The sequence below is a fragment of the Pradoshia sp. TA40_28 genome (assembly GCF_059694525.1).
In genome coordinates this window covers 1-23,857 of sequence record NZ_JCATZO010000001.1, presented here as the reverse complement: position 1 = coordinate 23,857, position 23,857 = coordinate 1, and the positions used below count along the sequence as shown (strand labels likewise).

Below are 23,857 nucleotides of genomic sequence, written 5' to 3'. Positions count from 1 at the left end.
CATTATACTTGATAAAACTTCATTATGACCAACATGGTAATAAATTACCTTCACGTAGCGAAGAATTAATACCCTTCATTGTATCTGTTTAAAACTAAAAATAAAAATAAAGACTATTATTAAGTATAAATAAAATGATATCTAAAAAACAAGACACTCAATTTACAGTATTTAATATATAAGAATAATATTCCAATAAAATGTCATTTCAATCCTCAAAGATCCTTCATGCAATTAAAAAAACGGAAAGGATACTCCTTTCCGTTTTGTTTATTATATCTTATTTTTCCTCTGCTACGAATGGTAAAAGAGCCATAGTACGAGCACGTTTGATTGCGATAGTCAATCTACGTTGGTACTTAGCGCTTGTTCCAGTTACACGACGTGGAAGAATTTTTCCACGCTCAGAGATAAACTTTTTAAGAAGATCTACATCTTTATAGTCGATGTGCGTAATGCCGTTTGCTGTGAAATAACAAACTTTACGGCGTTTTGCACGTCCGCCTCTGCGTCCGCCTGCCATATTAATCACTCCTTTTCATTATATATATATGTCCGTTCAAATTATCAATGTTAGAATGGAAGGTCATCATCCGAAATGTCGATGGTTTGTCCATTGCTGCTGAATGGATCATCATCTATTTTCGTATAATTACTATCCTTCCGTTGATTCTGGTTTTGGTTGCTATTCCCCTGGCCAAATGGATTAGTATCATTACCACCATATTGGCTTCCGCCGCTTCTGTCACCAGAAGATGCACCTTTTGGTTCTAAGAATTGTACGCTTTCTGCCAACACTTCTGTTACATATACACGTTTTCCATCCTGACCTTCATAATTACGAGTTTGAATACGTCCATCCACTCCAGCAAGATTACCCTTCTTCAGAAAATTAGCTGCGTTTTCTGCCTGACGGCGCCAAACAACACAGTTAATAAAGTCTGTTTCCCGTTCACCTTGTTGATTTGAAAATGGACGATTCACTGCTAATGTGAAGGTTGCAACAGGAACACCATTCGGAGTATAGCGGAGATCAGGATCCTTCGTTAAACGACCTACCAAAATGACACGGTTTATCAACAGAATCAACTCCTAATATTAGAAAATTGTTCCATGTGAAACAATTTATGTTCAGTCTTTATTACTCTTCTTCTTTAACTACAATATGACGGATGATATCTTCGCTGATTTTAGCAAGACGGTCAAATTCTTGAACAGCCTCAGCATTTTCAGCTTGGATTTTGTTGATCATGTAATATCCATCACGGAAATCATTGATTTCATAAGCAAGACGGCGTTTGCCCCATTCTTTTGTTTCAAGAACTTCAGCACCTTTGTCAGCTAAAACTCCGTTAAAACGCTCGATTAAAGCTTTTTTGCTATCTTCCTCAATGTTTGGACGGATGATATACATAATTTCGTATTTTGTCATCACTGTCACCTCCTTTTGGTCTAAACGGCCCTATTGGGCAAGGAGCAATTATTTACAATTACTCACAAGTTAAAAGTATATCATATAAGTGCTATATTTGCAATAACGGGAAAAGGACTGGTTTTGATAACCAGTCCTCTTATTTTATACATTGAAACGGAAGTGGATAATATCTCCATCTTTCACTTCATATTCTTTACCTTCTAGTCTAACTTTACCTGCTTCTTTAGCGGCATTCATTGAACCTGCTGCCATAAGATCATCATAGGAAACAATTTCTGCACGAATAAATCCACGTTCAAAGTCAGAGTGAATAATTCCAGCACACTGTGGAGCCTTCATTCCTTTTCGGAAAGTCCAAGCACGTACTTCTTGTACACCTGCCGTAAAATATGTGGCCAGTCCAAGCAATTGATAGGAAGCGCGAATCAACTGATCCAATCCAGACTCTTCTATACCAAGCTCTTCAAGGAACATTGCTTTTTCCTCTCCATCAAGCTCTGCAATTTCAGATTCAATTTTGGCACAGATTACGATCACTTGAGCATTTTCTGTGGCTGCAAATTCACGTACTTGTTTTACGTATTCATTATTTGAAGCATCCGCCACTTCATCTTCATCAACATTAGCAACATATAAAACTGGTTTGATAGTAAGAAGATGTAGTCCTTTTACTATTTTCAGCTGTTCATCAGTGAATTCTAGTGCCCTTGCTGGTTTTTCAGCTTCAAATGCTTCTTTCAGTAAGGAAAGAACCTCATACTCAACAACAGCTTCTTTATCTTTTTGTTTGGCTAATTTACCAACACGGTCAATCCGTTTCTCAACAGTTTCCATATCTGCAAGGATTAATTCCAGATTAATGGTTTCAATATCATCAATTGGATCTACCTTACCTGCAACATGGGTAATATTTTCATCTGCAAAACATCTCACTACATGACAAATCGCATCTACCTGTCGGATATGAGAGAGGAATTTATTTCCTAACCCTTCTCCTTTGCTTGCCCCTTTAACAATACCTGCAATATCTGTAAATTCAAAAGCAGTCGGTACTGTTTTTTTAGGTACTACAAGCTCAGTCAGCTTTTGTAATCTATGATCCGGTACCTCAACAATCCCTACATTGGGATCGATTGTACAAAATGGATAGTTGGCGGATTCTGCGCCAGCCTGTGTTATTGCATTAAAGAGAGTAGACTTTCCTACGTTAGGCAATCCTACAATTCCAGCTGTTAATGCCACATCATTCACTCCTTATGTGAAAACATATTAAATGTATATATCAATAAACTATATTGTGATAAACCTTTACCAATTATAGTGACAAGTCCCCTAAAAGACAAGCCGCTCTTATTCAATTCAGTACTTCCTTGACCCTTTATATAATAGCACACGTGCTGCGTAATAAGCTTATGGAAGTTATGCTTCGTGCTTTTCCACTACCTTTTTCATCTTCCGTACGAAGTCTTTACGAGGCAACATGACACTGTGGCCGCATCCCTCACATTTTATCCGGACATCCATGCCTAGTCTAATAATCTTCCAGCGGTTAACACCACATGGATGAGGTTTTTTCATTTCAACTATATCATTTAATCCAAAATCCTTATCATCCATAGTTTTTAATCCTCCAATATCTAAACTTTACCCATTATACCAATGAATTATATCAGCATATGGCCAGACCTCCAATTAAAACCAACAACCAAATAAACCCCACTTTTTTACCTTTCCGTTCATGCGTCTATTGAGATGTAGTTCTGCAGAAACTTCCATAGTACCTTATTAAGAGACAAGTATTTGTTTTTTAAAACATACAGATGGGCAAATTATTTAAATATAATATATTCACTCATAATAGGTATATAAATACTCAAATATACCTATTTACATAATCATTCACAATGTTTCCTTAATCCTATCTGTTGGGTATACAGATGATAAATCAACATAATAAAAGAGATGTTATCTCTTTTTTAAATATAGTTTAATCAAATACTTTGGTGTGTAGTAAAGAAGAATTTATTATATCCCTTCCAGGTTAAAATGGACATTGGAATTGTCATGATGCGATTAACCTTAAAGTTAGGTGTATAAAAACCCCTTTTTTTCCGTATACTGATAGTACTTTTGCAGAGGAGTGGTAATTATGAACATGAGGCCTTCTTTTTTTGAACAACGCAATCCAACAAATCGAATATCTTATGAGGAAGAGAATGCCCACCATGTTATTTCTAGAGAATTACTAACAATCCTCCCTTCTCAACAAATTCGTCCTGTTGTCATTGTTTGTATCGGCACTGACCGTTCAACTGGCGATTCACTCGGTCCTTTAATTGGAACATTATTAAGTGAAAAAACTCTGGCCAACTTTTATATATATGGTACATTAGAAGATCCAATCCATGCTGTTAATTTAAAGGAAAAACTTGATTACATTCACCGTACACATGAAGATCCATTTATTATTGGAATAGATGCTTGTCTTGGTAGAGTTAAAAGTGTAGGAATCATCCAGATTGGTAAAGGTCCCGTAAAGCCTGGTGCCGGTGTAAATAAAGAATTACCTGATGTTGGAGAAGCTCATATTACGGGAATTGTAAACGTTAGTGGATTTATGGAGTACTTTGTTCTACAGAACACTCGTTTAAATTTAGTTTTAAAAATGGCTAAAGCAATTACAAAAGGAATCTATTTAGCTGGATTGGCCTATAATCATGCCAATCCCTTAACTACTACCTTTAACTGGAGCTTTGAAGAAGAAAAGATACCCGATAAAAATCTATAGTTATAAATAAAAAACCATTAAAAATGGTTTTTTATTTATCTAAAATTTCCAGAAGTCTTTCTAAATCTTCCTGAGAGAAAAATTCTATTTCTATTTTCCCTCTCTTTTTATTCTGTTTAATAGTTACAGATGTTCCGAACCGTTCTCTTAATAGATTTTCCCTTTCTTGGATAAATAGATCCTTGGAAGGTACTCGTTTTGTTTCACGTGGAACACTCTCATTTAGATTTTGAATAATCCCCTCTAATTGCCTAACATTGAGGTTATCCTTTATAACCTTATCTGCTAAAGGCTTAATTTCCTTTTTTTCTTTTAAACCCAGCAAGGCTCTTCCGTGTCCCATTGATAATTTACCTTGAGAGATATAATCCTGAACCTGTACAGGCAATGATAATAAACGAATATGATTGGCTATATGCGGACGGCTTTTTCCCATTCTCCTTGCTAATTCTTCTTGTGTGATATCAAGATTTCTCAGCAAGGACTGATAAGCAGCACCCTCCTCCACTGGATTTAAATCTTCCCTTTGCAGATTTTCCAGTAAAGCCAGTTCCATCATCTGTCGGTCATCGAATTCACGAACTACAGCAGGTACTGATTTTAATTTTGCTTCTTTAGCTGCGCGAAAGCGCCTTTCTCCTGCAACGATTTCATAGCCTTTTATAATGCTCTTTCGTACAATAAGAGGCTGAAGAATTCCGTGCTGTATAATGGAATTTTTCAACTCCTCAATGGCTTCAGGTTGGAATGATTTTCTTGGTTGGTATGGATTTGGCCGCAAACTTTTAATTGAAATCTCTTGTACTACTTCTTCTTTGCTGACTTCCATATTAGCAATAAGGGCATCAAGGCCTTTTCCCAGTCCTTTACCCATTCGCAACCACTTCCTTTGCCAAATCTATATATACTTCCGCTCCACGTGACTTAGGATCATAAATAATAATCGGTTCACCATGACTTGGTGCTTCGCTTAAACGTACAGTACGCGGTATGATTGTTTTATATACTTTATCCTGGAAGTACTTCTTAACCTCTTCTATGACTTGTATACCCAGGTTTGTACGGGCATCAAGCATCGTTAATAATACTCCCTCTATTTTTAAATCATGGTTCAAGTGCTTCTGAACTAATCTAACTGTATTAAGTAATTGACTGAGGCCTTCAAGGGCGTAGTATTCACATTGCACAGGTATAAGTACAGCATCAGATGCTGTCAGGGAATTGAGAGTCAATAAACCTAAAGATGGAGGACAATCAATAATAATATAATCATACTGATCAGTGACTGCTTCTAACGCTCTTTTCAGGCGTACTTCTCTGGATATTGTAGGCACCAATTCTATCTCAGCACCTGCAAGTTGAATAGTAGCTGGTATCACATCTAAATTTTCAACTTTTGTTGCTTTAATAACATCTGCAACATCAACATCATCGATAAGCACATCATAAATGCATTGTTCTACATCAGCTTTCTCAATCCCTACTCCGCTGGTCGCATTTCCTTGCGGATCAACATCGACTAGCAAAACTTTCTTTCCTATGTACGCCAAGCAGGCCCCCAAATTAACGGAAGTTGTTGTTTTACCAACTCCTCCTTTTTGGTTTGCAATAGATATTACTTTTCCCATGTTGTCACCTGCCTCACTTTACATTCAGACTTATAACGTTTCTATTTTAACATGTTTCTTTTTTTCACAGTTCATATAATTTAAAATATCATAAAAGAAATATCGATTCTTGTAAGATTATAAAAAAAATGGCAACCTACTGGATTGCCATTTTATCAATAAATGAATCTATTATTTCTTTTTTTTCGGAATGCGAATCGTGATTTGGTAAAAATCATCATACTCCGCTTCTTCTGAGTCTAAATTAATTCCATTATCCTTAACCATGCTCATTGATTGACGGATTGTATTAACAGCTATTCGCATATCCTTACTGAATGCTTTTCGAATCGCACGAGGCTTTTTGTCTTCATCTGCTGAGAGCAGTTTGCTGACTCGCTCTTCTGTCTGTTTCACATTCAATCCTTTACCGATGATTTCTTCAACAAGCTTTGCCTGTTTTTCGGGATCCTTCAGAGGAATTAAGGAACGTGCATGTCTTTCTGTAATGGTCTTTTGCATGACCGCTTCCTGAACTACCTTCGGCAATTTTAATAACCTAATTTTATTAGCAACCGTAGATTGTCCTATTCCAAGCCTGTTTGCCAGACCTTCCTGGGTTAATTGATGCAGTTCAATCAACTTGCTGTATGCTACAGCTTCTTCAATAGGTGATAATTCTTCACGTTGAAGGTTCTCTATTAAAGCTACGGAAGCTGTTTCAGTATCTGAAAGATTATTTATAATGGCAGGTATTTTTTCCCACCCTAATTTGCTTATAGCACGGTATCGGCGTTCACCCGCTATAATTTCAAATTGGCCATCATGAATCTCCCTGACTACAATCGGCTGAATAATGCCATGTGTCTCTATAGTCAGAGCCAGTTCTTCAATTTTTTCATCGTCGAAAATGCTTCTTGGCTGAAAACGATTTGGAACGATGGAAGAGATTGGTAATTTATGGATTTCATCGTGGTTTATTTCTTCTTTTAAAGCCTCAGTTTCGGGTTCTCTATCTACATTTTCTTCTTTATCTCCAAGTCCAAAAAAACGTGAAAAAGGATGTTTTGTCATCCCTACACCACCTTTAAAAAACTTCCAACTAGCTTAATTATATTGGCAAAAATCATATTAATATGAATTCCAACTGTCTCATAATTTGGCAATGACTATCTTTATTATACCGTCTTTTAGAATATCCGTCTCAATAAAGTTTATTCTAATGGCTGCTTATTCGGTGTCCCTGGTTTACGTGGATATTTTTTTGGTGTTTCCTTTACTTTATCAATCATAATAATATGACGTTTGCTATCTTCTTTAGGAAGTTGGAAATAGAAGTCTTTATTCATTTTACCACCTAAAATGGTCAGGGCTTTTTTTCCTGCCAATACTTCATCATCAGCACCTGCCCCTTTTAAGGCGATGAACTTTCCTCCTTTTTTTACTAAAGGAAGGCATAGCTCACTCAATACGGATAATCTGGCAACCGCTCTAGCTGTTACAAAGTCGTATTTTTCGCGGTGTTCTGCTAATTTCCCGAAAGTCTCTGCGCGATCATGATATAGACTTACATCCTGTAGACCCAATTCATCTGTTAACGTTTTTAGGAAAGTAATTCGCTTATTCAGAGAATCTACAATGGATAATTTTATAGATGGAAAGCATATTTTCAGCGGAATGCTAGGAAATCCTGCTCCTGCTCCAACATCACATAAAGTAATATCTTGATTAAAATCGATAAAAAATGATGGCGAAATAGAATCATAGAAGTGTTTTAAATAAACTTCTTCTTTATCTGTAATAGCTGTCAGGTTAACTTTTTCATTCCATTCTACCAACAATTTAAAATAAGTTTCAAATTGCTCAAGCTGAGAGGGAGAAAGAGCAATCCCCTTCTCCTCCAATGCATATTTAAATTCAGATATATTCATTTAATTACCTCTTAGTTATGGGGTATTTTTGCGATTTTACCTTGTTCAATATAAACAAGCAATATAGAAATATCGGCTGGATTGACTCCTGATATACGAGATGCCTGTGCCATTGATAAAGGACGGACCTCTTTCAACTTCTGGCGTGCTTCTGAAGCCAAGCCCGTGATCGCATCATAATCAATGAAATCAGGGATTCTCTTATTTTCCATCTTTTTCAGCTTTTCAACTTGCTGAATAGATTTTTCAATGTATCCCTCATATTTAACCTGTATCTCGACTTGTTCAGCTACATCGTCTGGCACTTCATTATCAGACGGGATTAATTGGCTGATATGTTTGTATGTCAATTCAGTCCGTCGTAACAGTTCATTGCCGCGTATTCCATCCTTCAGCTCACTGCTACTCCATTCTCTCAAATAGGATTGAGTCGTTTCATTCGGCTTAATAATAGTAGTAGCAAGCCTTTCGATTTCATTCTGAATCGCTTGTTTTTTAGTTAAGAAGCGTTCATAACGGTCACTACTGATCAACCCAATACGATAGCCTATTTCTGTTAATCTCAAGTCAGCATTATCATGTCTCAGCAATAAACGATACTCAGCGCGGGATGTCAGCAGTCTATAAGGTTCATTTGTTCCTTTCGTTACTAAGTCATCGATCAGAACCCCTATATAAGCGTCCGAACGGCTCAGAATGATCTCTTCTTCGTTTAGAGCTCTTCGGCCCGCGTTAATACCTGCCATTAATCCCTGACCGGCAGCTTCTTCATAACCTGAAGTACCATTGATCTGCCCAGCTGTATATAAATTTTTAATTTTCTTCGTTTCTAAGGTTGGCCATAATTGTGTCGGTACAATAGCATCATATTCAATTGCATAACCAGCTCGCATCATTTGTACATTTTCGAGTCCTGGTATAGTCGCAAGTATTTCTTTTTGCACGTCTTCCGGCAAACTTGTAGAGAGTCCTTGGACATATACTTCATTTGTATTCCTGCCTTCAGGCTCAAGGAAGATTTGATGTCTAGGCTTATCATTAAAACGAACCACTTTATCTTCTATTGATGGGCAATAACGCGGTCCCGTACCCTTAATCATTCCTGAATACATAGGAGATCGGTGTAGATTATTATCTATAATTGTATGTGTTCCTTCATTCGTATACGTAAGCCAGCATGGCAATTGGTCTGTGATATAGGCTGTTGTTTCGTAAGAAAAGGCTCTTGGTATATCATCGCCTGGCTGTATTTCCGTTTTATTATAGTCAATTGTATCACCGTTTACCCTTGGTGGTGTACCTGTTTTAAAACGAACTAAATCAAGACCGAGTTCTTCCAGGTGCTCGGAAAGCTTGATGGATGGCTGCTGATTGTTTGGACCGCTGGAGTATTTTAGTTCTCCTAAAATAATTTCTCCACGTAAAAAAGTACCTGTTGTGATAACAACTGCTTTTGAATGATAAATGGCACCTGTCTGCGTAATGACGCCTTTACATTCTCCGTCCTCAATTAATAAACGGTCTACCATTCCTTGCATTAAGGTTAGGTTTTTTTCGTTTTCAAGGGTTCTTTTCATTTCATTTTGGTAAGCGAACTTATCTGCCTGCGCTCTTAACGCACGAACAGCCGGTCCTTTACCTGTATTGAGCATTCTCATCTGTACATGGGTCTTATCAATATTCTTACCCATCTCACCGCCCAAAGCATCAATCTCTCTGACTACAATCCCTTTTGCAGGTCCTCCCACTGAAGGATTGCAGGGCATGAACGCAACCATATCTAAATTAATTGTTAATACAAGTGTTTTAGCCCCTTGTCTGGCTGCGGCCAGGCCTGCTTCACAGCCTGCATGTCCTGCCCCTATTACTATTACATCATATTCACCAGCATGATATGCCATTGTTTTACCTCCTTATTTCCCAAGACAAAACTGCGAAAACAACTGATTGATTAAACTTTCATGGACACTTTCTCCAATAACTTCCCCTAATAGTTCCCATGATTTTGTTAAATCAATTTGAACCAGGTCAATTGGCACACCTTCGTTAATGCCAGCCAGTGCATCATCAATTGCCTCTTTAGCTTGATTCAAAAGGGCAATATGACGTGCGTTAGATACATATGTCGCATCGCCGGAATTTAAATTTCCTTCAAAGAAAAGGCCAGAAATGGCTTCTTCTAAGTCATCAACGCCTTTATCTTCTTTTAACGATGTTAAAATAATCGAATAGTTCTTTGCGACAGCTTTTACTTTATTTATATCTAGTTTGCCAGGAAGATCCGTTTTGTTAATCAGCACGATGACATCCATTCCATCTACCGCTTCAAACAATCGTTGATCTTCTTCAGTAAACTCTTCTGCATGGTTTAACACCAGTAAAATCAAATCAGCTTTTTTTAATACTTCTCTGGAACGTTCCACTCCGATACGTTCAACAATATCTTCAGTTTCACGAATCCCGGCAGTATCCACTAAACGCAGCGGTACTCCTCTTACATTAACATATTCTTCAATTACATCCCTTGTTGTTCCTGGAATATCTGTAACAATCGCTTTATTTTCATGGACCAAACTATTTAATAAAGAAGATTTCCCTACATTTGGTCTTCCAACAATAACAGTTGAAATACCTTCTCTTAAAATTTTCCCTTGATGGCTGGTTTGCAGTAATTTTTCTATTTCTACACTGACATTTTCACAGCGTTCTTTAAATAAGTGATGGGTCATTTCCTCTACATCATCATATTCTGGATAATCTATATTCACTTCGACCTGTGCCAATGTTTCAAGAATATCCTGGCGCAGGTTTTTTATTAATCTTGATAGTTTACCCTCTATTTGCCCTAAAGCTACATTCATTGCTTTATCTGTTTTGGCCCTGATTAAGTCCATGACCGCTTCTGCCTGAGATAAATCAATCCGTCCATTTAGAAATGCCCGTTTTGTAAACTCACCAGGTTCAGCTAAAGTAGCTCCCTGTCTTAAAATCAGTTGAAGTACCCTATTCACGGAAACTAAGCCACCGTGGCAATTGATCTCAACGATATCTTCACGTGTGAACGTATTTGGAGCTTTTAGAACGGTCACCATTACTTCTTCTATTATGGAATTCGTTTTAGGGTCTATAATATTCCCATAATGGATCGTATGGCTTGGGACTTCAGTCAATCTTTTTCCTTTTGGACTGCGATAGACCGTATCGGCAATATTGATTGCTTCATTGCCACTAATACGAACGATCCCAATCGCTCCCTCTCCCATTGGAGTCGATATCGCAGCAATTGTATCAAAATCCATGAAGTATACTCCTTTCAAAAAAAATCATCAGTACTATTATAAATCGGCCGACATTTTGTATCCGCCGTTATTATCCACAATCATTAAAATGCAGTACGTATAATTTTAACTTATCCACATGTGAATAACAAGAATCTAAGCACATTCTTCCTTTTCTTGACCTCAATATCTAATCCAGCAGTTAGATTTGCAGGTTGATCGATTTATGCTAAGGCGTTTTCTTAACACAACGTTCGACTATCTATACACCTGCCTCTATAAAAGTTCAAAAAAACAGATAATCCATTCATGCCTAAACCGCTCCATTAAAAAAAATCTCCGAAAGCATTCGGAGATTTTAATCACTCTATTTATTTTGAAGCAATCACAATATGGCGATTAGGTTCGGATCCGGCAGAGTACGTTTTGACTTTTTTATTATTCATCAATGCCGCATGAATTACTTTTCTTTCAAAGGATGGCATCGGCTCCAAGGCCACTTCTTTTTTGGTATAAATAGCTTTGTTTGCCATTTTCTCTGCAAGATTGGCTAAAACTTCATTTCTTCGGCTCCGATAATCCTCTGCATCCAGCATAACTGTTAAATATTGAGTAGAGTTTTTATTGGCTACAAGTTGGGTCAGGTATTGAAGGGAATTTAAGGTTTGTCCTCTTTTCCCAATCAACATAGCAATTTTCTCGCCGGATAACTCAAATGTAACCATTTTACCTGCTTGCTTATAATGAACATGTACCTGCGCACCCATTTTCTCTGCTACTCTCTCGATGAATTGTTTTGCTTCTGCCAAAGGATCAGGCTTAACCGTCACCTTCACAATAGCTGGTCTTGAGCCGAATAGGCCTAAAAACCCTTTTTTACCTTCATCAACAACTTGGATGTCAATCTTATCTTTCGTTGTATTTAATTCTTTAAGAGCAGTTTCAACAGCTTGATTAACTGACTGGGCTGTAGCGGTTACTTGTTTCACTTTTTCTTACCTCCAGCATTTCCGGTTGATTTATCAGCTTTTGCTTGCTTTAAATCAGGCCCTTTAATGAAGTAAGTTTGGGCAATGGAGAATATATTACCAACAACCCAGTATAAAGATAATGCTGCCGGGAAGTTAATTGCGAATACAATAATCATAATCGGCATAATATATAGCATCATTTGCATTTGTGGATTGTTTTCTTGTCCAACCATGGATATTTTTTGTTGTATAAAGGTAGTCGCTCCTGCAATTAGCGGAAGAATAAAGTAAGGATCCTTGTCTCCTAAATCAAACCAAAGGAAACTATGATTAGCTATTTCAGTCGTTCTCATGATCGCATGATAGAACGCAATCAAAATCGGCATTTGAACAAAAATTGGTAAACATCCCGCTAAAGGATTTACACCATGTTTTTGGAACAGTGCCATTGTTTCCTGTTGCAGCTTTTGCTGAGTTTCAGCATCTTTAGAGCTATATTTCTCTTTTAATCTATTCATTTCCGGTTGAATAGCTTGCATCGCTTTTGTACTTTTAATTTGTTTAATCATCAATGGTAAAATCAATAATCTAACCAATACTGTGACTATAATAATTGATATTCCATATTTATTACCTAATAACTCAGCCATTTTGATTATCAGCCAGGAAAGCGGATAAACAAAGTATTGATTCCAAATACCTGAACTCTCTGAAGTGATCGGCTGATTAACCTCGCTACACCCAGACAGCACAGCGATGAGAAAAATAACCGAACCAAAGAGAAGCATATGTTTCTTCTTCAAGCCTTATTTCCTCCTAACTACTTAAAAGGTTTTAACCTCTTATATGCAATGAATGTATTTTAACATCTTTTAGATGTCCATGCCTATCATGTTTTTAGGCTTTTTATGACAAAAAAGCCACGCTTACATTTTTTTTAAAACTCCTGCACGTTTTAAAACATGAATAAGGCTTGCTTTCGATTCATGAAAATCCATTTCTGAAGTTGGCTTTCTGGCCACTATAATATAGTCATTTCCCTTCATGATTCGATCTTCTAGTTCTAAGAAAGTTTGTCTTACATGGCGTTTAACACGGTTTCGTGTCACTGCGTTACCAATCTTCTTACTTACTGAAAGGCCAAGGCGAAATTCTGCCTGTTCCCTCTTTTTAAATACGTAAATAACAAATTGTCTGTTTGCAAAAGACTTCCCCTTTTTAAATACTTCCTGGAATTCTTTATTCTTTTTTATCCTGCGCTCTTTGTTCATTTATCCACCTGCACTTAACAAATACGTTCAACTTTTAAATGGGTTTCAACTTCTCCCTACACCCATTATATTTCCATTGTACATCATTAACAAATTTTCACCTTATTAATACATCAATTTACATCTATCCATTATTATCTTTGGATCTATTTCCATCCAAAACCGCCTTAAACTTAAAAAAAGACCACTGAATGGTCAGTGGTCTAGGCAGATAAAACTTTTCTTCCTTTACGACGACGAGCTGCAAGAACACGACGTCCGTTTTTAGTGCTCATACGGGCACGGAACCCATGAACTTTGCTGTGTTTACGTTTATTTGGTTGGTACGTTCTTTTCATATTAGTACACCTCCCTGAGGATTACAGTTAAAGACAGTCTTTACAATTATATAGATGAGGATACCAAATTGTCAACTCATACTTTGGAAACACCACATACACTCCTAAAAGTTCTCATTCATTTCATCATAATGACGAACGCATGAACATAAACTCAAATCCTTTTTATAAATTAAACTTGCCGTCTATGGATAGGTTGTGGATAATTAACTTAGTCAATTTTAACAATCCACACCCCTTTTCGACAGGTTTTGCACAAATCAACTTCTTGTGGAAAACTTTAATCCCCATTCACTGCTTCTTGTGGATAAACAACAAAAAACGTTGCAACTCCTGCGAATTTTTGATATCATATTTTTTGTTTTCATTCTTAATAACTTATCCACAGAAATAATTATCCACAGAGTGTTAATAACATGTGGATAGGATTTTGCACAGTATCGTATAACTTTGTCCACAGGGAGTGGATATTGTCGAAAACTTATAATCCCCATAATATTCCTTATGCATGGTTTTTTATATTTATACATTTCCTATTTTATATTGTTTTAATTCGAGTTTATGGTGGTTTGGCTGTCTTTGAAGGAGGATCGACGAGTGAAAAATATAGATGAACTATGGAAGCACTCATTATCAATATTAGAAAAGAAAATAAGCAAGCCAAGCTTTGAAACCTGGCTAAAATCAACAAAAGCTCATTCCTTAAAAAAGGATACACTCACTGTAGTGGCACCAAACGAATTTGCCCGCGATTGGCTGGAAGAACGTTATTCAGATGTAATAGGTGAGGTATTATACGAGATTACAGGTGAGCAATTGGAAGTTAAGTTCATTATTCCTCATAATCAAACGGAAGAAGAATACGATTTACCGGCTCCTGCTAAAAGGGTTAGAAGATCAGATGAAGAGCAACATGATATTCCATCAACCTTATTAATACCAAAGTATACGTTTGATACTTTTGTAATCGGGTCCGGAAACCGTTTTGCCCATGCTGCTTCTTTGGCGGTAGCTGAAGCTCCTGCTAAAGCATATAATCCATTATTTATTTATGGTGGAGTTGGGCTTGGCAAGACGCACTTAATGCATGCAATCGGCCACTATGTATTAGAGCACAACCCGTCAGCTAAGGTCGTTTATTTGTCTTCTGAGAAGTTTACAAATGAGTTTATTAACTCAATCAGGGACAATCGAGCTGAAGATTTCCGAAATAAGTATCGCAGTGTGGATGTACTGCTAATTGATGATATTCAATTCCTTGCTGGAAAAGAATCGACTCAGGAGGAATTTTTCCACACATTTAATGCGCTTCATGAGGAAAGTAAGCAAATCGTAATCTCAAGTGACCGCCCTCCGAAGGAGATTCCAACGCTTGAAGACCGGTTGCGATCTCGTTTCGAATGGGGTTTGATTACAGATATTACTCCTCCGGATCTAGAAACAAGAATTGCGATTTTGCGAAAAAAAGCAAAGGCTGAACGTTTGGATATTTCAAATGAAGTCATGATTTATATCGCAAATCAAATCGATTCAAATATTCGTGAGCTCGAAGGTGCACTCATACGGGTTGTAGCTTATTCTTCTTTAATAAATAAGGATATAAACGCTGATTTAGCCGCTGAAGCTCTGAAAGATATTATTCCTAATTCGAAACCAAAAATTATTTCTATTTCGGATATTCAGAAGGTGGTTGGAGAATACTTTAATATAAAATTAGATGACTTCAAAGCTAAAAAGCGGACAAAATCGATTGCTTTTCCAAGACAGATTGCTATGTATCTCTCCAGAGAAATGACAGACTATTCTCTTCCGAAGATTGGCGAAGAGTTTGGAGGACGCGATCATACAACCGTTATACATGCTCATGAAAAAATATCTAAGCTACTACAAAGCGATCCTCAGATGCAGGATCATATTAAAGAAATTACCTTAAAACTGAACAGTCACTAATCAACAAAGAAGTTATTAACTGTTGATAATCAATCAAGTTTCTATCAAGATTACTCACAGTCTGTCCACATGTGGATAGACTGTTTTTCAGTCAAAAAGTATAGTTATCCACATTTCCACAGGACCTACTATTACTTCTTCTTTTATTTTTATAAATAAATTAATAAATATGTATCTAAAATCAATCATCATTACTGGGAGGATTTCATATGAAAATTACGATTCAGCGTGACCGTCTGGTCCAAAGCGTAACGGATGTTCTAAAAGCCGTTTCAACTCGAACAACTATACCGATTCTTACTGGAATAAAAATTAAAGCCAATGAAGAAGGAGTCACCTTAACTGGAAGTGATTCTGATATTTCAATTGAATCTTTCATTCCAGCAGAAGAAGACGGTAATGAATTAGTTGAAGTAAAAGAATCTGGATCTATTGTTTTACCAGCCCGTTTCTTTGCTGATATCGTAAAAAAACTTCCTGAAAGCACAGTAGATTTGGAAGTATATGCACATTTACAAACAATTATTCGTTCAGGAAAAGCTGAATATAAACTAAATGGATTAAACGCTGAAGATTATCCACAGCTTCCTCAAATGGAAGAACAGCATATGTATTCCATGCCAATCGATTTGTTAAAAAATATCATTCGTCAAACAATCTTTGCAGTGTCCACCTCAGAAACACGCCCTGTGTTGACAGGTGTAAACTGGCGTATTGAAGATGGGCAACTTATCTGTATTGCAACAGACAGTCATCGACTGGCTATGAGGAAAACAGTGATTAATGGAAATGGTGACAGCTATAGTGTAGTAGTTCCTGGAAAAAGCTTAAGTGAACTAAGCAAAATTCTTGATGATACGGATGATGAAATCAAAATTATATTTACAGAAAATCAAGTTCTGTTTAAATCAAAGAATTTATTGTTCTTCTCAAGATTATTAGAAGGAAATTACCCTGACACTTCTCGATTAATTCCAAACGAGAGTAAAACAGATGTTAAAATCAATACTAAAGAACTGCTCCATGCCATTGATCGTGCATCTTTATTAGCACGAGAAAGCCGAAATAATGTTGTTAAGCTTTCCACGATTGAAGATTCTTATATTGAAATTTCCTCCCATACACCAGAAGTTGGAACGGTTACGGAAGAAATTGTTACTCAAATGATTGAAGGTGAGGAATTAAAAATCTCCTTTAGTGCGAAATATATGATGGATGCTTTAAAAGCATTGGATGTAACTGAAGTGACGATTAATTTTACCGGGGCCATGAGACCATTTGTTCTTAAAGGTGTAGAAGATGACAGCATGCTGCAGCTTATATTGCCTGTAAGAACATATTAATTTTATTGATCCAAAGAACCTGTTTGTAGATAAGCATCGAAACAGGTTCTTTTTGTGCAAAACCAAATTATTTAGTAAAATAAACTTTTAGAGACTTTTACAGGTGGGATTTTATGATGGAATCAATACGTATTCAAACCGAGTATATAACCCTCGGACAATTTTTAAAATTAGCGAGTATCATCGACACTGGAGGAAGTGCAAAATGGTTTCTTTCAGAATATGAAGTATATGTGAATGGTGAACTGGATGTTCGCAGAGGCAAAAAACTCCGGGTTGGAGACCGTATTGAAATCCCGGACGTCGGTTCCTATATTATTACGGATTAAAGTAAAGGATCTGAGATATGTATCTTGAAAAGATTAGTCTTCAACATTACAGAAACTATGAAAATCTGACTGCAGAGTTTGAAAATAAAGTGAACGTTATACTGGGGGAGAATGCTCAGGGAAAAACAAACGTGATGGAAGCTATGTATGTATTGGCAATGGCTAAGTCTCACCGCACCTCAAATGATAAAGATCTTATTCTGTGGGATAAAGAATATGCTAGAATAGAGGGAAGAGTGCTAAAAACCAGAGGATCACTTCCTTTGGAACTGACTATTTCCAAAAAGGGGAAAAAGGCCAAAAGTAATCATATAGAGCAAAAGCGTTTAAGCCAGTATATTGGCAATATGAATGTCATTATGTTTGCTCCTGAGGATTTAAACCTTGTTAAGGGCAGCCCTTTAATCAGAAGACGATTTATAGATATGGAGATAGGACAAGTATCACCTGTTTATTTACATGACATTAACCAATACCAAAAAATTCTAAATCAGCGTAATGCATTTTTGAGACAAGTACAACTGAGTAAAAAATCAGATGATGCCATGCTTGCTGTTCTAAACGAACAATTCATTCATTATGCTGCAAGAATTCTTTTGAAGAGATTTGAGTTTCTTGAATTGCTTAAAAGTTGGGCAAAACCTATCCATAATGGTATTTCAAGAGGACTTGAAGTATTGGATATTCAATATAAACCATCCATAGAGGTATCAGAATCTATGGATTTGTCGAAAATAGTAGAAAGATTTCAGGAAAAATTTGATAAAATAGGTTCAAGAGAAAAAGAACGTGGCACAACCTTAATTGGTCCACACAGAGATGACCTGCAATTTTTCGTAAATGGACATGATGTTCAAACGTTTGGATCACAAGGGCAGCAAAGAACTACGGCATTGTCTTTGAAATTAGCTGAAATTGAACTGATCCATTCGGAAATTAATGAATATCCAATTCTTTTACTTGATGATGTTCTGTCTGAATTGGATGACTACAGACAATCTCATTTGCTGAATACCATTCAAGGTAAGGTACAAACATTTGTTACGACCACAAGTGTTGACGGAATAGATCATCGAACATTGAGAGAAGCTGCGACCTTTCAAGTGAAAAGCGGAGCAATGTCCAGAGTGAAATGAGGTGGTTAGGATGTATCTTCATGTCGGAAACGATACTGTAATTAAAATCAGTGAACTAGTTACTGTACTTGATGCCAAGATGCTAACTGCTTCACCTGGTTTGCAAAAATTTTTAGATGAAAATAAGGTCATTGATCTGACAGAAGGTAATGCAAAATCAATTGTGGTTACCACACATCACATCTATCTCTCACCAATTGGATCAACTGCTTTGAAAAGAAAATCCGCAAAAATGTCTACGTTGTAACACAACCGATAAGATACGAAATAAAAGCATGAAAAGTGTAGGTGAAATGGTTTGACAATGGAGCAAAAAGAAATACAAAAAGAATCCTATGATGAAAACCAGATACAAATACTTGAAGGGCTAGAAGCAGTACGTAAAAGACCCGGTATGTATATTGGTTCCACAAGTTCCAGAGGACTCCATCATTTGGTCTGGGAAATTGTTGATAACAGTATCGATGAAGCTTTGGCAGGATATTGTGATGAAATCAATGTATTCATCAATAAAGATAACAGTATTACGGTAAAGGATAACGGGCGTGGTATTCCTGTTGGTATACATGAAAAAGTAGGTCGTCCTGCAGTAGAGGTTATTATGACTACCTTACATGCCGGCGGTAAATTTGGCGGTGGAGGCTACAAGGTCTCAGGCGGTCTTCATGGTGTAGGGGCTTCAGTTGTTAATGCCCTTTCAACGGAATTGTCTGTTCAAGTAGAGCGTGAAGGAAAGATACATCTTCAACGATTTGAAAGAGGCGTACCAAAAGGTGAGCTTGAGATCTTAGGTGAGTCCGATCGTACTGGTACAACCATTACGTTTAAACCAGATGGTGAGATTTTTACGGAAACTCTTATTTATGAATATGAGATTCTCGCAGTTAGGTTAAGAGAATTAGCCTTCTTAAATCGTGGCATTAAGATTACGATTAAGGATGAACGTGAAGATGGAAAAGAAAATGAATATTACTATGAAGGCGGCATTAAATCCTATGTTGAACACCTCAACCGCACAAGAGAGGTACTTCATGAAGAGCCGATCTTTGTTGAAGGCTCAAGAGACGGTATTTCTGTCGAGATTGCTTTGCAATACAATGATAGTTTTACAAGTAATATTTATTCATTTGCCAACAACATTCATACCTATGAAGGTGGAACACACGAATCTGGATTTAAAACAGCCTTAACACGTGTAATCAATGATTATGCAAGGAAATATGGCATTTTCAAGGAAAATGATTTGAATTTAACCGGTGAAGATGTCCGTGAAGGCTTAACGGCGATTGTATCAATCAAACATCCGAATCCACAGTTTGAAGGACAAACGAAAACCAAACTTGGTAATTCTGAGGCACGGACAATCACAGATTCCGTTTTCTCTGAAAAAATGGAGAAATTTATGCTTGAAAATCCAAGTGTTGCAAGAAAAATTATTGATAAAGGTTTAATGGCAGCCAGAGCGAGAGCGGCGGCTAAGAAGGCTAGAGAGCTGACAAGAAGAAAGAGTGCATTGGAAATTTCCAATTTACCAGGGAAGTTAGCTGACTGTTCTTCAAAAGATCCATCCATCAGCGAGATTTATATCGTTGAGGGTGACTCTGCCGGTGGATCGGCAAAATCCGGCCGTGATCGTCACTTCCAAGCCATCTTGCCATTGCGCGGAAAAATATTGAATGTAGAGAAAGCGCGTCTGGACAGAATTCTTGGCAATCAGGAGATCAGAATGATTGTAACGGCTTTAGGAACAGGAATTGGCGAAGATTTTGATATTACGAAGGCGCGATATCATAAAGTTGTCATCATGACTGATGCCGATGTCGATGGTGCCCATATCAGAACTTTATTGCTGACGTTCTTCTATCGTTATATGCGACCGATTATTGAAAATGGTTATATTTATATTGCGCAGCCGCCTTTATACAAAATACAGCAAGGCAAACGTATACAATATGCCTATAATGACCGAGAGCTGGAAACTATCATGAAGGAACTTCCGAGCCAGCCAAAACCTGGTCTGCAGCGTTATAAAGGTTTGGGAGAAATGAATGCAACCCAACTATGGGATACAACAATGGATCCGGAACACAGAACGTTGTTGCAGGTTACCCTGGAAGATGCAATTGATGCAGATGAAACATTTGAAATGCTAATGGGTGACAAGGTAGAACCTCGTCGTAATTTCATTGAAGACAATGCTCTGCATGTTAAGAATCTGGATATATAATTTTTTCAGTAAGGCTTTAATGGGATTGTTATGAGTTTGGGGAATAGCGATCCATACATTTTCTCTGCAGGATAGACAACATCTATCCTGTCTTTTTACATGTATAACTGGATTTTGCGGATAAGAGGAGGTAATTCCATGGCGGAAATGGAAAACTCGAGAGTAAAAGAAATAAATATAAGTCATGAAATGAGAACATCATTCTTGGATTATGCTATGAGTGTTATCGTAGCCAGAGCACTTCCAGATGTTCGTGACGGGTTGAAACCTGTTCATAGACGTGTTTTGTATGCTATGAATGATTTAGGTATGACATCCGATAAAGCATTTAAGAAATCAGCACGTATCGTTGGTGAAGTTATCGGTAAGTACCATCCTCATGGTGATACGGCAGTCTATGACACGATGGTTCGTATGGCTCAGGATTTCAACCTTAGATATATGCTGGTTGAGGGACATGGTAACTTTGGGTCTGTTGATGGTGATTCAGCTGCGGCGATGCGTTATACAGAAGCCCGTATGTCTAAAATATCAATGGAACTAGTTAGAGACTTAAACAAAGATACAATTGATTACCGAGACAATTATGATGGTTCAGAAAAGGAACCTGTCGTACTTCCATCACGTTTTCCTAACCTACTTGTAAATGGTTCTTCCGGAATTGCAGTTGGTATGGCTACGAATATCCCTCCACATCAGTTGGGAGAGGTAATTGATGGGGTGCTTGCTTTAAGTAAAGACCCTGAAATCACCATACAGGAATTGATGGAAATTATCCCTGGACCAGATTTTCCAACTGCTGGTCAAATTTTAGGAAGAAGCGGTATTCGCAAAGCTTACGAAACTGGCCGTGGTTCTATCACGCTAAGAGCAAGATCGTTTATTGAAGAGAAATCAAACGGCAAACAGGTCATTATTGTAACGGAACTTCCATACCAAGTGAACAAAGCCAAGTTGGTTGAGCGTATTGCAGAGTTGGTACGTGATAAGAAAATCGAAGGTATTACAGACTTACGAGATGAGTCAGACCGTAATGGAATGCGTATCGTAATTGAATTAAGAAGAGACACAAATGCCAATGTACTTTTAAATAATTTGTATAAGCACACAGCTATGCAAACGACCTTTGGTATTAACATGCTCTCTCTTGTTGATGATCAGCCGAAGGTTCTGAATCTAAAACAAATGCTTTATTACTATTTGGAACATCAGAAGGTAATTATTCGCAGAAGAACGCAATTTGAACTTCGAAAAGCAGAAGCAAGAGCGCATATTTTAGAAGGACTACGAATTGCCCTAGATCATATTGATGAAATTATAGCCTTAATCCGTGGTTCTCAAACTACTGATATTGCCCGAGAAGGATTAATGACTAAATTCGAATTGTCTGAAAAGCAAGCTCAGGCAATCCTTGATATGCGTCTACAACGATTAACAGGTCTAGAAAGAGATAAAATCGAAAATGAATATAATGAGCTTATGACATTGATTGGTGAGTTAAGAGCAATCCTTGCCGATGAAGAAAAGCTTCTAGACTTAATTCGTGAAGAGTTATCTGAGATTAAAGAACGTTTTAATGACGAGAGAAGAACAGAAATTGTTCTGACCGGCTTGGAGCATATTGAGGATGAAGATTTAATTCCTCAAGAAAATATCGTAATCTCTTTAACAAATAAAGGATATATTAAGCGTCTTCCAGCCTCAACATATAGAAGTCAGCGTCGTGGAGGACGTGGTATTCAGGGAATGGGCACCAATGAGGATGATTTCGTTGAACACCTGCTTACAACTTCCACGCATGATACGATCCTTTTCTTCACGAATAAAGGGAAAGTATATCGTTCGAAGGGGTACGAAATCCCTGAATATGGACGGACTGCTAAAGGTCTTCCGATAATAAACTTACTCGAAATTGATAAAGACGAGTGGGTTAATGCGATTATTCCGGTTGAAGAATTTGTGGATGATTGGTTCTTATTCTTTACAACTAAACAAGGGATATCCAAACGTTCTCCATTATCTTCATTTGCCAATATAAGAAATAACGGATTGATTGCAGTTGGTTTACGTGAGAACGATGAATTGATTTCCGTTAAACTAACCGATGGAACTCGAAACATTATCATTGGAACAAAAGAAGGTCAATTGATTCGTTTCCCAGAAACTGATGTCCGTTCAATGGGACGTACAGCAACCGGGGTTAAGGGTATTACCTTAAGCGAGAATGATGAAGTAGTCGGTATGGATATACTTGAAGAAAACGATGATATATTAATTGTTACTCGCAATGGTTATGGGAAGCGGACCGGCGAAGAAGAATATAGAATTCAAAGCCGTGGCGGTAAAGGAATCAAGACGTGTAATATAACGGATAAAACAGGTTCTTTAGTATCTGTAAAAACTGTTACAGGTGAAGAAGATCTAATGGTTATTACAGCTGCTGGTGTTATCATCCGTATGGATGTAGGTCAAATTTCCCGTTTAGGAAGAAATACAATGGGAGTTAAATTGATCAGACTTGAAGCAGGTGATGATCAGTTTGTATCCACAGTGGCCAAAGTACAAAAAGAAGAAGAATCTCCTGAGGATGACGAACAGGAATTATCAGGAGAAGAATCAGAACTAAGTACAGATATTGATTTACAGGAACCAACTGAAGAAGATGAAGAATAAAAACTTACTACATTACGTTTGTATTAAATAGGTTTTTTACTGATAACACCTCTTTCATATAGAAAGAGGTGTTGTTTTTTTATAGATTATTTGCGTCAATTATTGTTTATTTAGCATTGGGGCATAAAACTTGGCCTGTTTATGGAAGTGTGAGAATGAGTTATAAAAATGTGTAGATTATAGTAACTGTAACTGAGAGAATGCCGCTAATCATAGTTGGTTATAAGCCTGTTTATATTTGTTTTATATTTTTTATAAAAAAGTATTGCATTCTCGATTATAAGTTGATATACTAATTTAGCTGACCGAGAAACACAGGGAAGCAAAGAAAGATAAAAAACAAATTAAAAAAAGTTGTTGACAAAAGGTTGCTAACTTGATATGATAGTTAAGTCGCCGAAACGACAACAAAACAGATTGTTCTTTGAAAACTAAACAAAACGAAACGCCAAGCAAGTCTAAAATAAGAGATTTTTAAAATCTCGTCAATTTGCTTTAAAAAATAGCTAGATCAAACATCTTATGGAGAGTTTGATCCTGGCTCAGGACGAACGCTGGCGGCGTGCCTAATACATGCAAG

23 protein-coding genes and 1 rRNA gene are annotated in these 23,857 nt (G+C 37.1%); 9 read left to right on the top strand and 15 right to left on the bottom strand.

What is annotated here, in order from left to right; translation table 11 throughout:
* Positions 1-280 precede the first annotated feature (280 nt).
* The 5 genes from rpsR to AC58NB_RS00100 form a co-directional block, all read right to left on the bottom strand.
* On the bottom strand, positions 281-523 hold the full coding sequence (rpsR, locus tag AC58NB_RS00120) for a 30S ribosomal protein S18 (RefSeq protein WP_066109691.1): 243 nt from the start codon (positions 521-523) through the stop codon (positions 281-283).
* A 50-nt stretch (positions 524-573) separates the two neighbouring features.
* Entirely contained in the window at positions 574-1,080 is a 507-nt protein-coding gene (gene ssb / locus AC58NB_RS00115) for a single-stranded DNA-binding protein (protein WP_497424778.1), read from the bottom strand.
* Positions 1,081-1,141: 61 nt separating this feature from the next.
* A complete protein-coding gene (gene rpsF / locus AC58NB_RS00110; protein WP_497424777.1) occupies positions 1,142-1,435 on the bottom strand; it encodes a 30S ribosomal protein S6 in 294 nt (97 codons plus the stop codon).
* A 141-nt stretch (positions 1,436-1,576) separates the two neighbouring features.
* Positions 1,577-2,677, bottom strand: a complete 1,101-nt coding sequence (gene ychF, locus AC58NB_RS00105; RefSeq protein WP_497424776.1) for a redox-regulated ATPase YchF — start codon at positions 2,675-2,677, stop codon at positions 1,577-1,579.
* A gap of 177 nt (positions 2,678-2,854) precedes the next feature.
* Positions 2,855-3,052 (bottom strand): DUF951 domain-containing protein, encoded by a 198-nt coding sequence (locus AC58NB_RS00100; RefSeq protein WP_497424775.1) that lies wholly within the window; start codon positions 3,050-3,052, stop codon positions 2,855-2,857.
* A 532-nt stretch (positions 3,053-3,584) separates the two neighbouring features.
* Between AC58NB_RS00100 and yyaC the strand changes: the two genes are divergently transcribed.
* On the top strand, positions 3,585-4,223 hold the full coding sequence (gene yyaC, locus AC58NB_RS00095) for a spore protease YyaC (RefSeq protein ID WP_497424774.1): 639 nt from the start codon (positions 3,585-3,587) through the stop codon (positions 4,221-4,223).
* Positions 4,224-4,254: 31 nt separating this feature from the next.
* Here the strand turns inward: yyaC and AC58NB_RS00090 are convergent, their stop codons facing one another.
* The 10 genes from AC58NB_RS00090 to rpmH form a co-directional block, all read right to left on the bottom strand.
* Positions 4,255-5,097, bottom strand: coding sequence for a ParB/RepB/Spo0J family partition protein (locus AC58NB_RS00090; RefSeq protein WP_497424773.1), 843 nt, complete (start codon positions 5,095-5,097; stop codon positions 4,255-4,257).
* Complete coding sequence (locus AC58NB_RS00085) at positions 5,090-5,851, bottom strand: ParA family protein (RefSeq protein WP_497424772.1); 762 nt, start codon at positions 5,849-5,851, stop codon at positions 5,090-5,092. Before AC58NB_RS00085 ends, AC58NB_RS00090 begins: the two co-directional genes overlap by 8 nt.
* Positions 5,852-6,022: 171 nt before the next feature.
* On the bottom strand, positions 6,023-6,904 hold the full coding sequence (gene noc, locus AC58NB_RS00080; protein ID WP_497424771.1) for a nucleoid occlusion protein: 882 nt from the start codon (positions 6,902-6,904) through the stop codon (positions 6,023-6,025).
* 140 nt (positions 6,905-7,044) lie between these two features.
* Positions 7,045-7,761, bottom strand: a complete 717-nt coding sequence (gene rsmG, locus AC58NB_RS00075) for a 16S rRNA (guanine(527)-N(7))-methyltransferase RsmG (protein WP_497424770.1) — start codon at positions 7,759-7,761, stop codon at positions 7,045-7,047.
* Positions 7,762-7,772: 11 nt separating this feature from the next.
* Positions 7,773-9,662 carry a tRNA uridine-5-carboxymethylaminomethyl(34) synthesis enzyme MnmG gene (mnmG, locus tag AC58NB_RS00070; RefSeq protein WP_497424769.1) on the bottom strand — a complete coding sequence of 630 codons (1,890 nt, stop codon included), beginning with the start codon at positions 9,660-9,662 and terminating at the stop codon, positions 7,773-7,775.
* Between the two features lie 12 nt (positions 9,663-9,674).
* Positions 9,675-11,060 carry a tRNA uridine-5-carboxymethylaminomethyl(34) synthesis GTPase MnmE gene (gene mnmE / locus AC58NB_RS00065; protein ID WP_497424768.1) on the bottom strand — a complete coding sequence of 462 codons (1,386 nt, stop codon included), beginning with the start codon at positions 11,058-11,060 and terminating at the stop codon, positions 9,675-9,677.
* Positions 11,061-11,410: 350 nt separating this feature from the next.
* Complete coding sequence (gene jag / locus AC58NB_RS00060) at positions 11,411-12,028, bottom strand: RNA-binding cell elongation regulator Jag/EloR (RefSeq protein ID WP_497424767.1); 618 nt, start codon at positions 12,026-12,028, stop codon at positions 11,411-11,413.
* Entirely contained in the window at positions 12,025-12,798 is a 774-nt protein-coding gene (gene spoIIIJ, locus AC58NB_RS00055; RefSeq protein ID WP_497425139.1) for a YidC family membrane integrase SpoIIIJ, read from the bottom strand. Before spoIIIJ ends, jag begins: the two co-directional genes overlap by 4 nt.
* A gap of 138 nt (positions 12,799-12,936) precedes the next feature.
* Positions 12,937-13,281, bottom strand: coding sequence for a ribonuclease P protein component (gene rnpA / locus AC58NB_RS00050; RefSeq protein ID WP_497424766.1), 345 nt, complete (start codon positions 13,279-13,281; stop codon positions 12,937-12,939).
* A gap of 203 nt (positions 13,282-13,484) precedes the next feature.
* Entirely contained in the window at positions 13,485-13,619 is a 135-nt protein-coding gene (gene rpmH / locus AC58NB_RS00045; RefSeq protein WP_066109727.1) for a 50S ribosomal protein L34, read from the bottom strand.
* 597 nt (positions 13,620-14,216) lie between these two features.
* On the opposite strand from rpmH, the gene dnaA reads away from it, so the two are divergent.
* The 8 genes from dnaA to AC58NB_RS00005 form a co-directional block, all read left to right on the top strand.
* Positions 14,217-15,569 (top strand): chromosomal replication initiator protein DnaA, encoded by a 1,353-nt coding sequence (dnaA, locus tag AC58NB_RS00040; RefSeq protein ID WP_497424765.1) that lies wholly within the window; start codon positions 14,217-14,219, stop codon positions 15,567-15,569.
* A 209-nt stretch (positions 15,570-15,778) separates the two neighbouring features.
* Entirely contained in the window at positions 15,779-16,912 is a 1,134-nt protein-coding gene (gene dnaN, locus AC58NB_RS00035) for a DNA polymerase III subunit beta (protein ID WP_497424764.1), read from the top strand.
* 113 nt (positions 16,913-17,025) lie between these two features.
* Positions 17,026-17,241: a S4 domain-containing protein YaaA gene (yaaA, locus tag AC58NB_RS00030; protein ID WP_497424763.1), complete on the top strand. Its 216-nt coding sequence runs from the start codon at positions 17,026-17,028 to the stop codon at positions 17,239-17,241.
* 17 nt (positions 17,242-17,258) lie between these two features.
* Positions 17,259-18,377 carry a DNA replication/repair protein RecF gene (gene recF / locus AC58NB_RS00025; protein WP_497424762.1) on the top strand — a complete coding sequence of 373 codons (1,119 nt, stop codon included), beginning with the start codon at positions 17,259-17,261 and terminating at the stop codon, positions 18,375-18,377.
* Between the two features lie 10 nt (positions 18,378-18,387).
* Positions 18,388-18,624, top strand: a complete 237-nt coding sequence (remB, locus tag AC58NB_RS00020; protein WP_497424761.1) for an extracellular matrix regulator RemB — start codon at positions 18,388-18,390, stop codon at positions 18,622-18,624.
* Between the two features lie 57 nt (positions 18,625-18,681).
* A complete protein-coding gene (gyrB, locus tag AC58NB_RS00015) occupies positions 18,682-20,604 on the top strand; it encodes a DNA topoisomerase (ATP-hydrolyzing) subunit B (RefSeq protein WP_497425138.1) in 1,923 nt (640 codons plus the stop codon).
* Positions 20,605-20,742: 138 nt separating this feature from the next.
* Positions 20,743-23,277 (top strand): DNA gyrase subunit A, encoded by a 2,535-nt coding sequence (gyrA, locus tag AC58NB_RS00010; protein WP_497424760.1) that lies wholly within the window; start codon positions 20,743-20,745, stop codon positions 23,275-23,277.
* Between the two features lie 519 nt (positions 23,278-23,796).
* Positions 23,797-23,857, top strand: a 16S ribosomal RNA gene (locus AC58NB_RS00005); the annotation flags it as partial.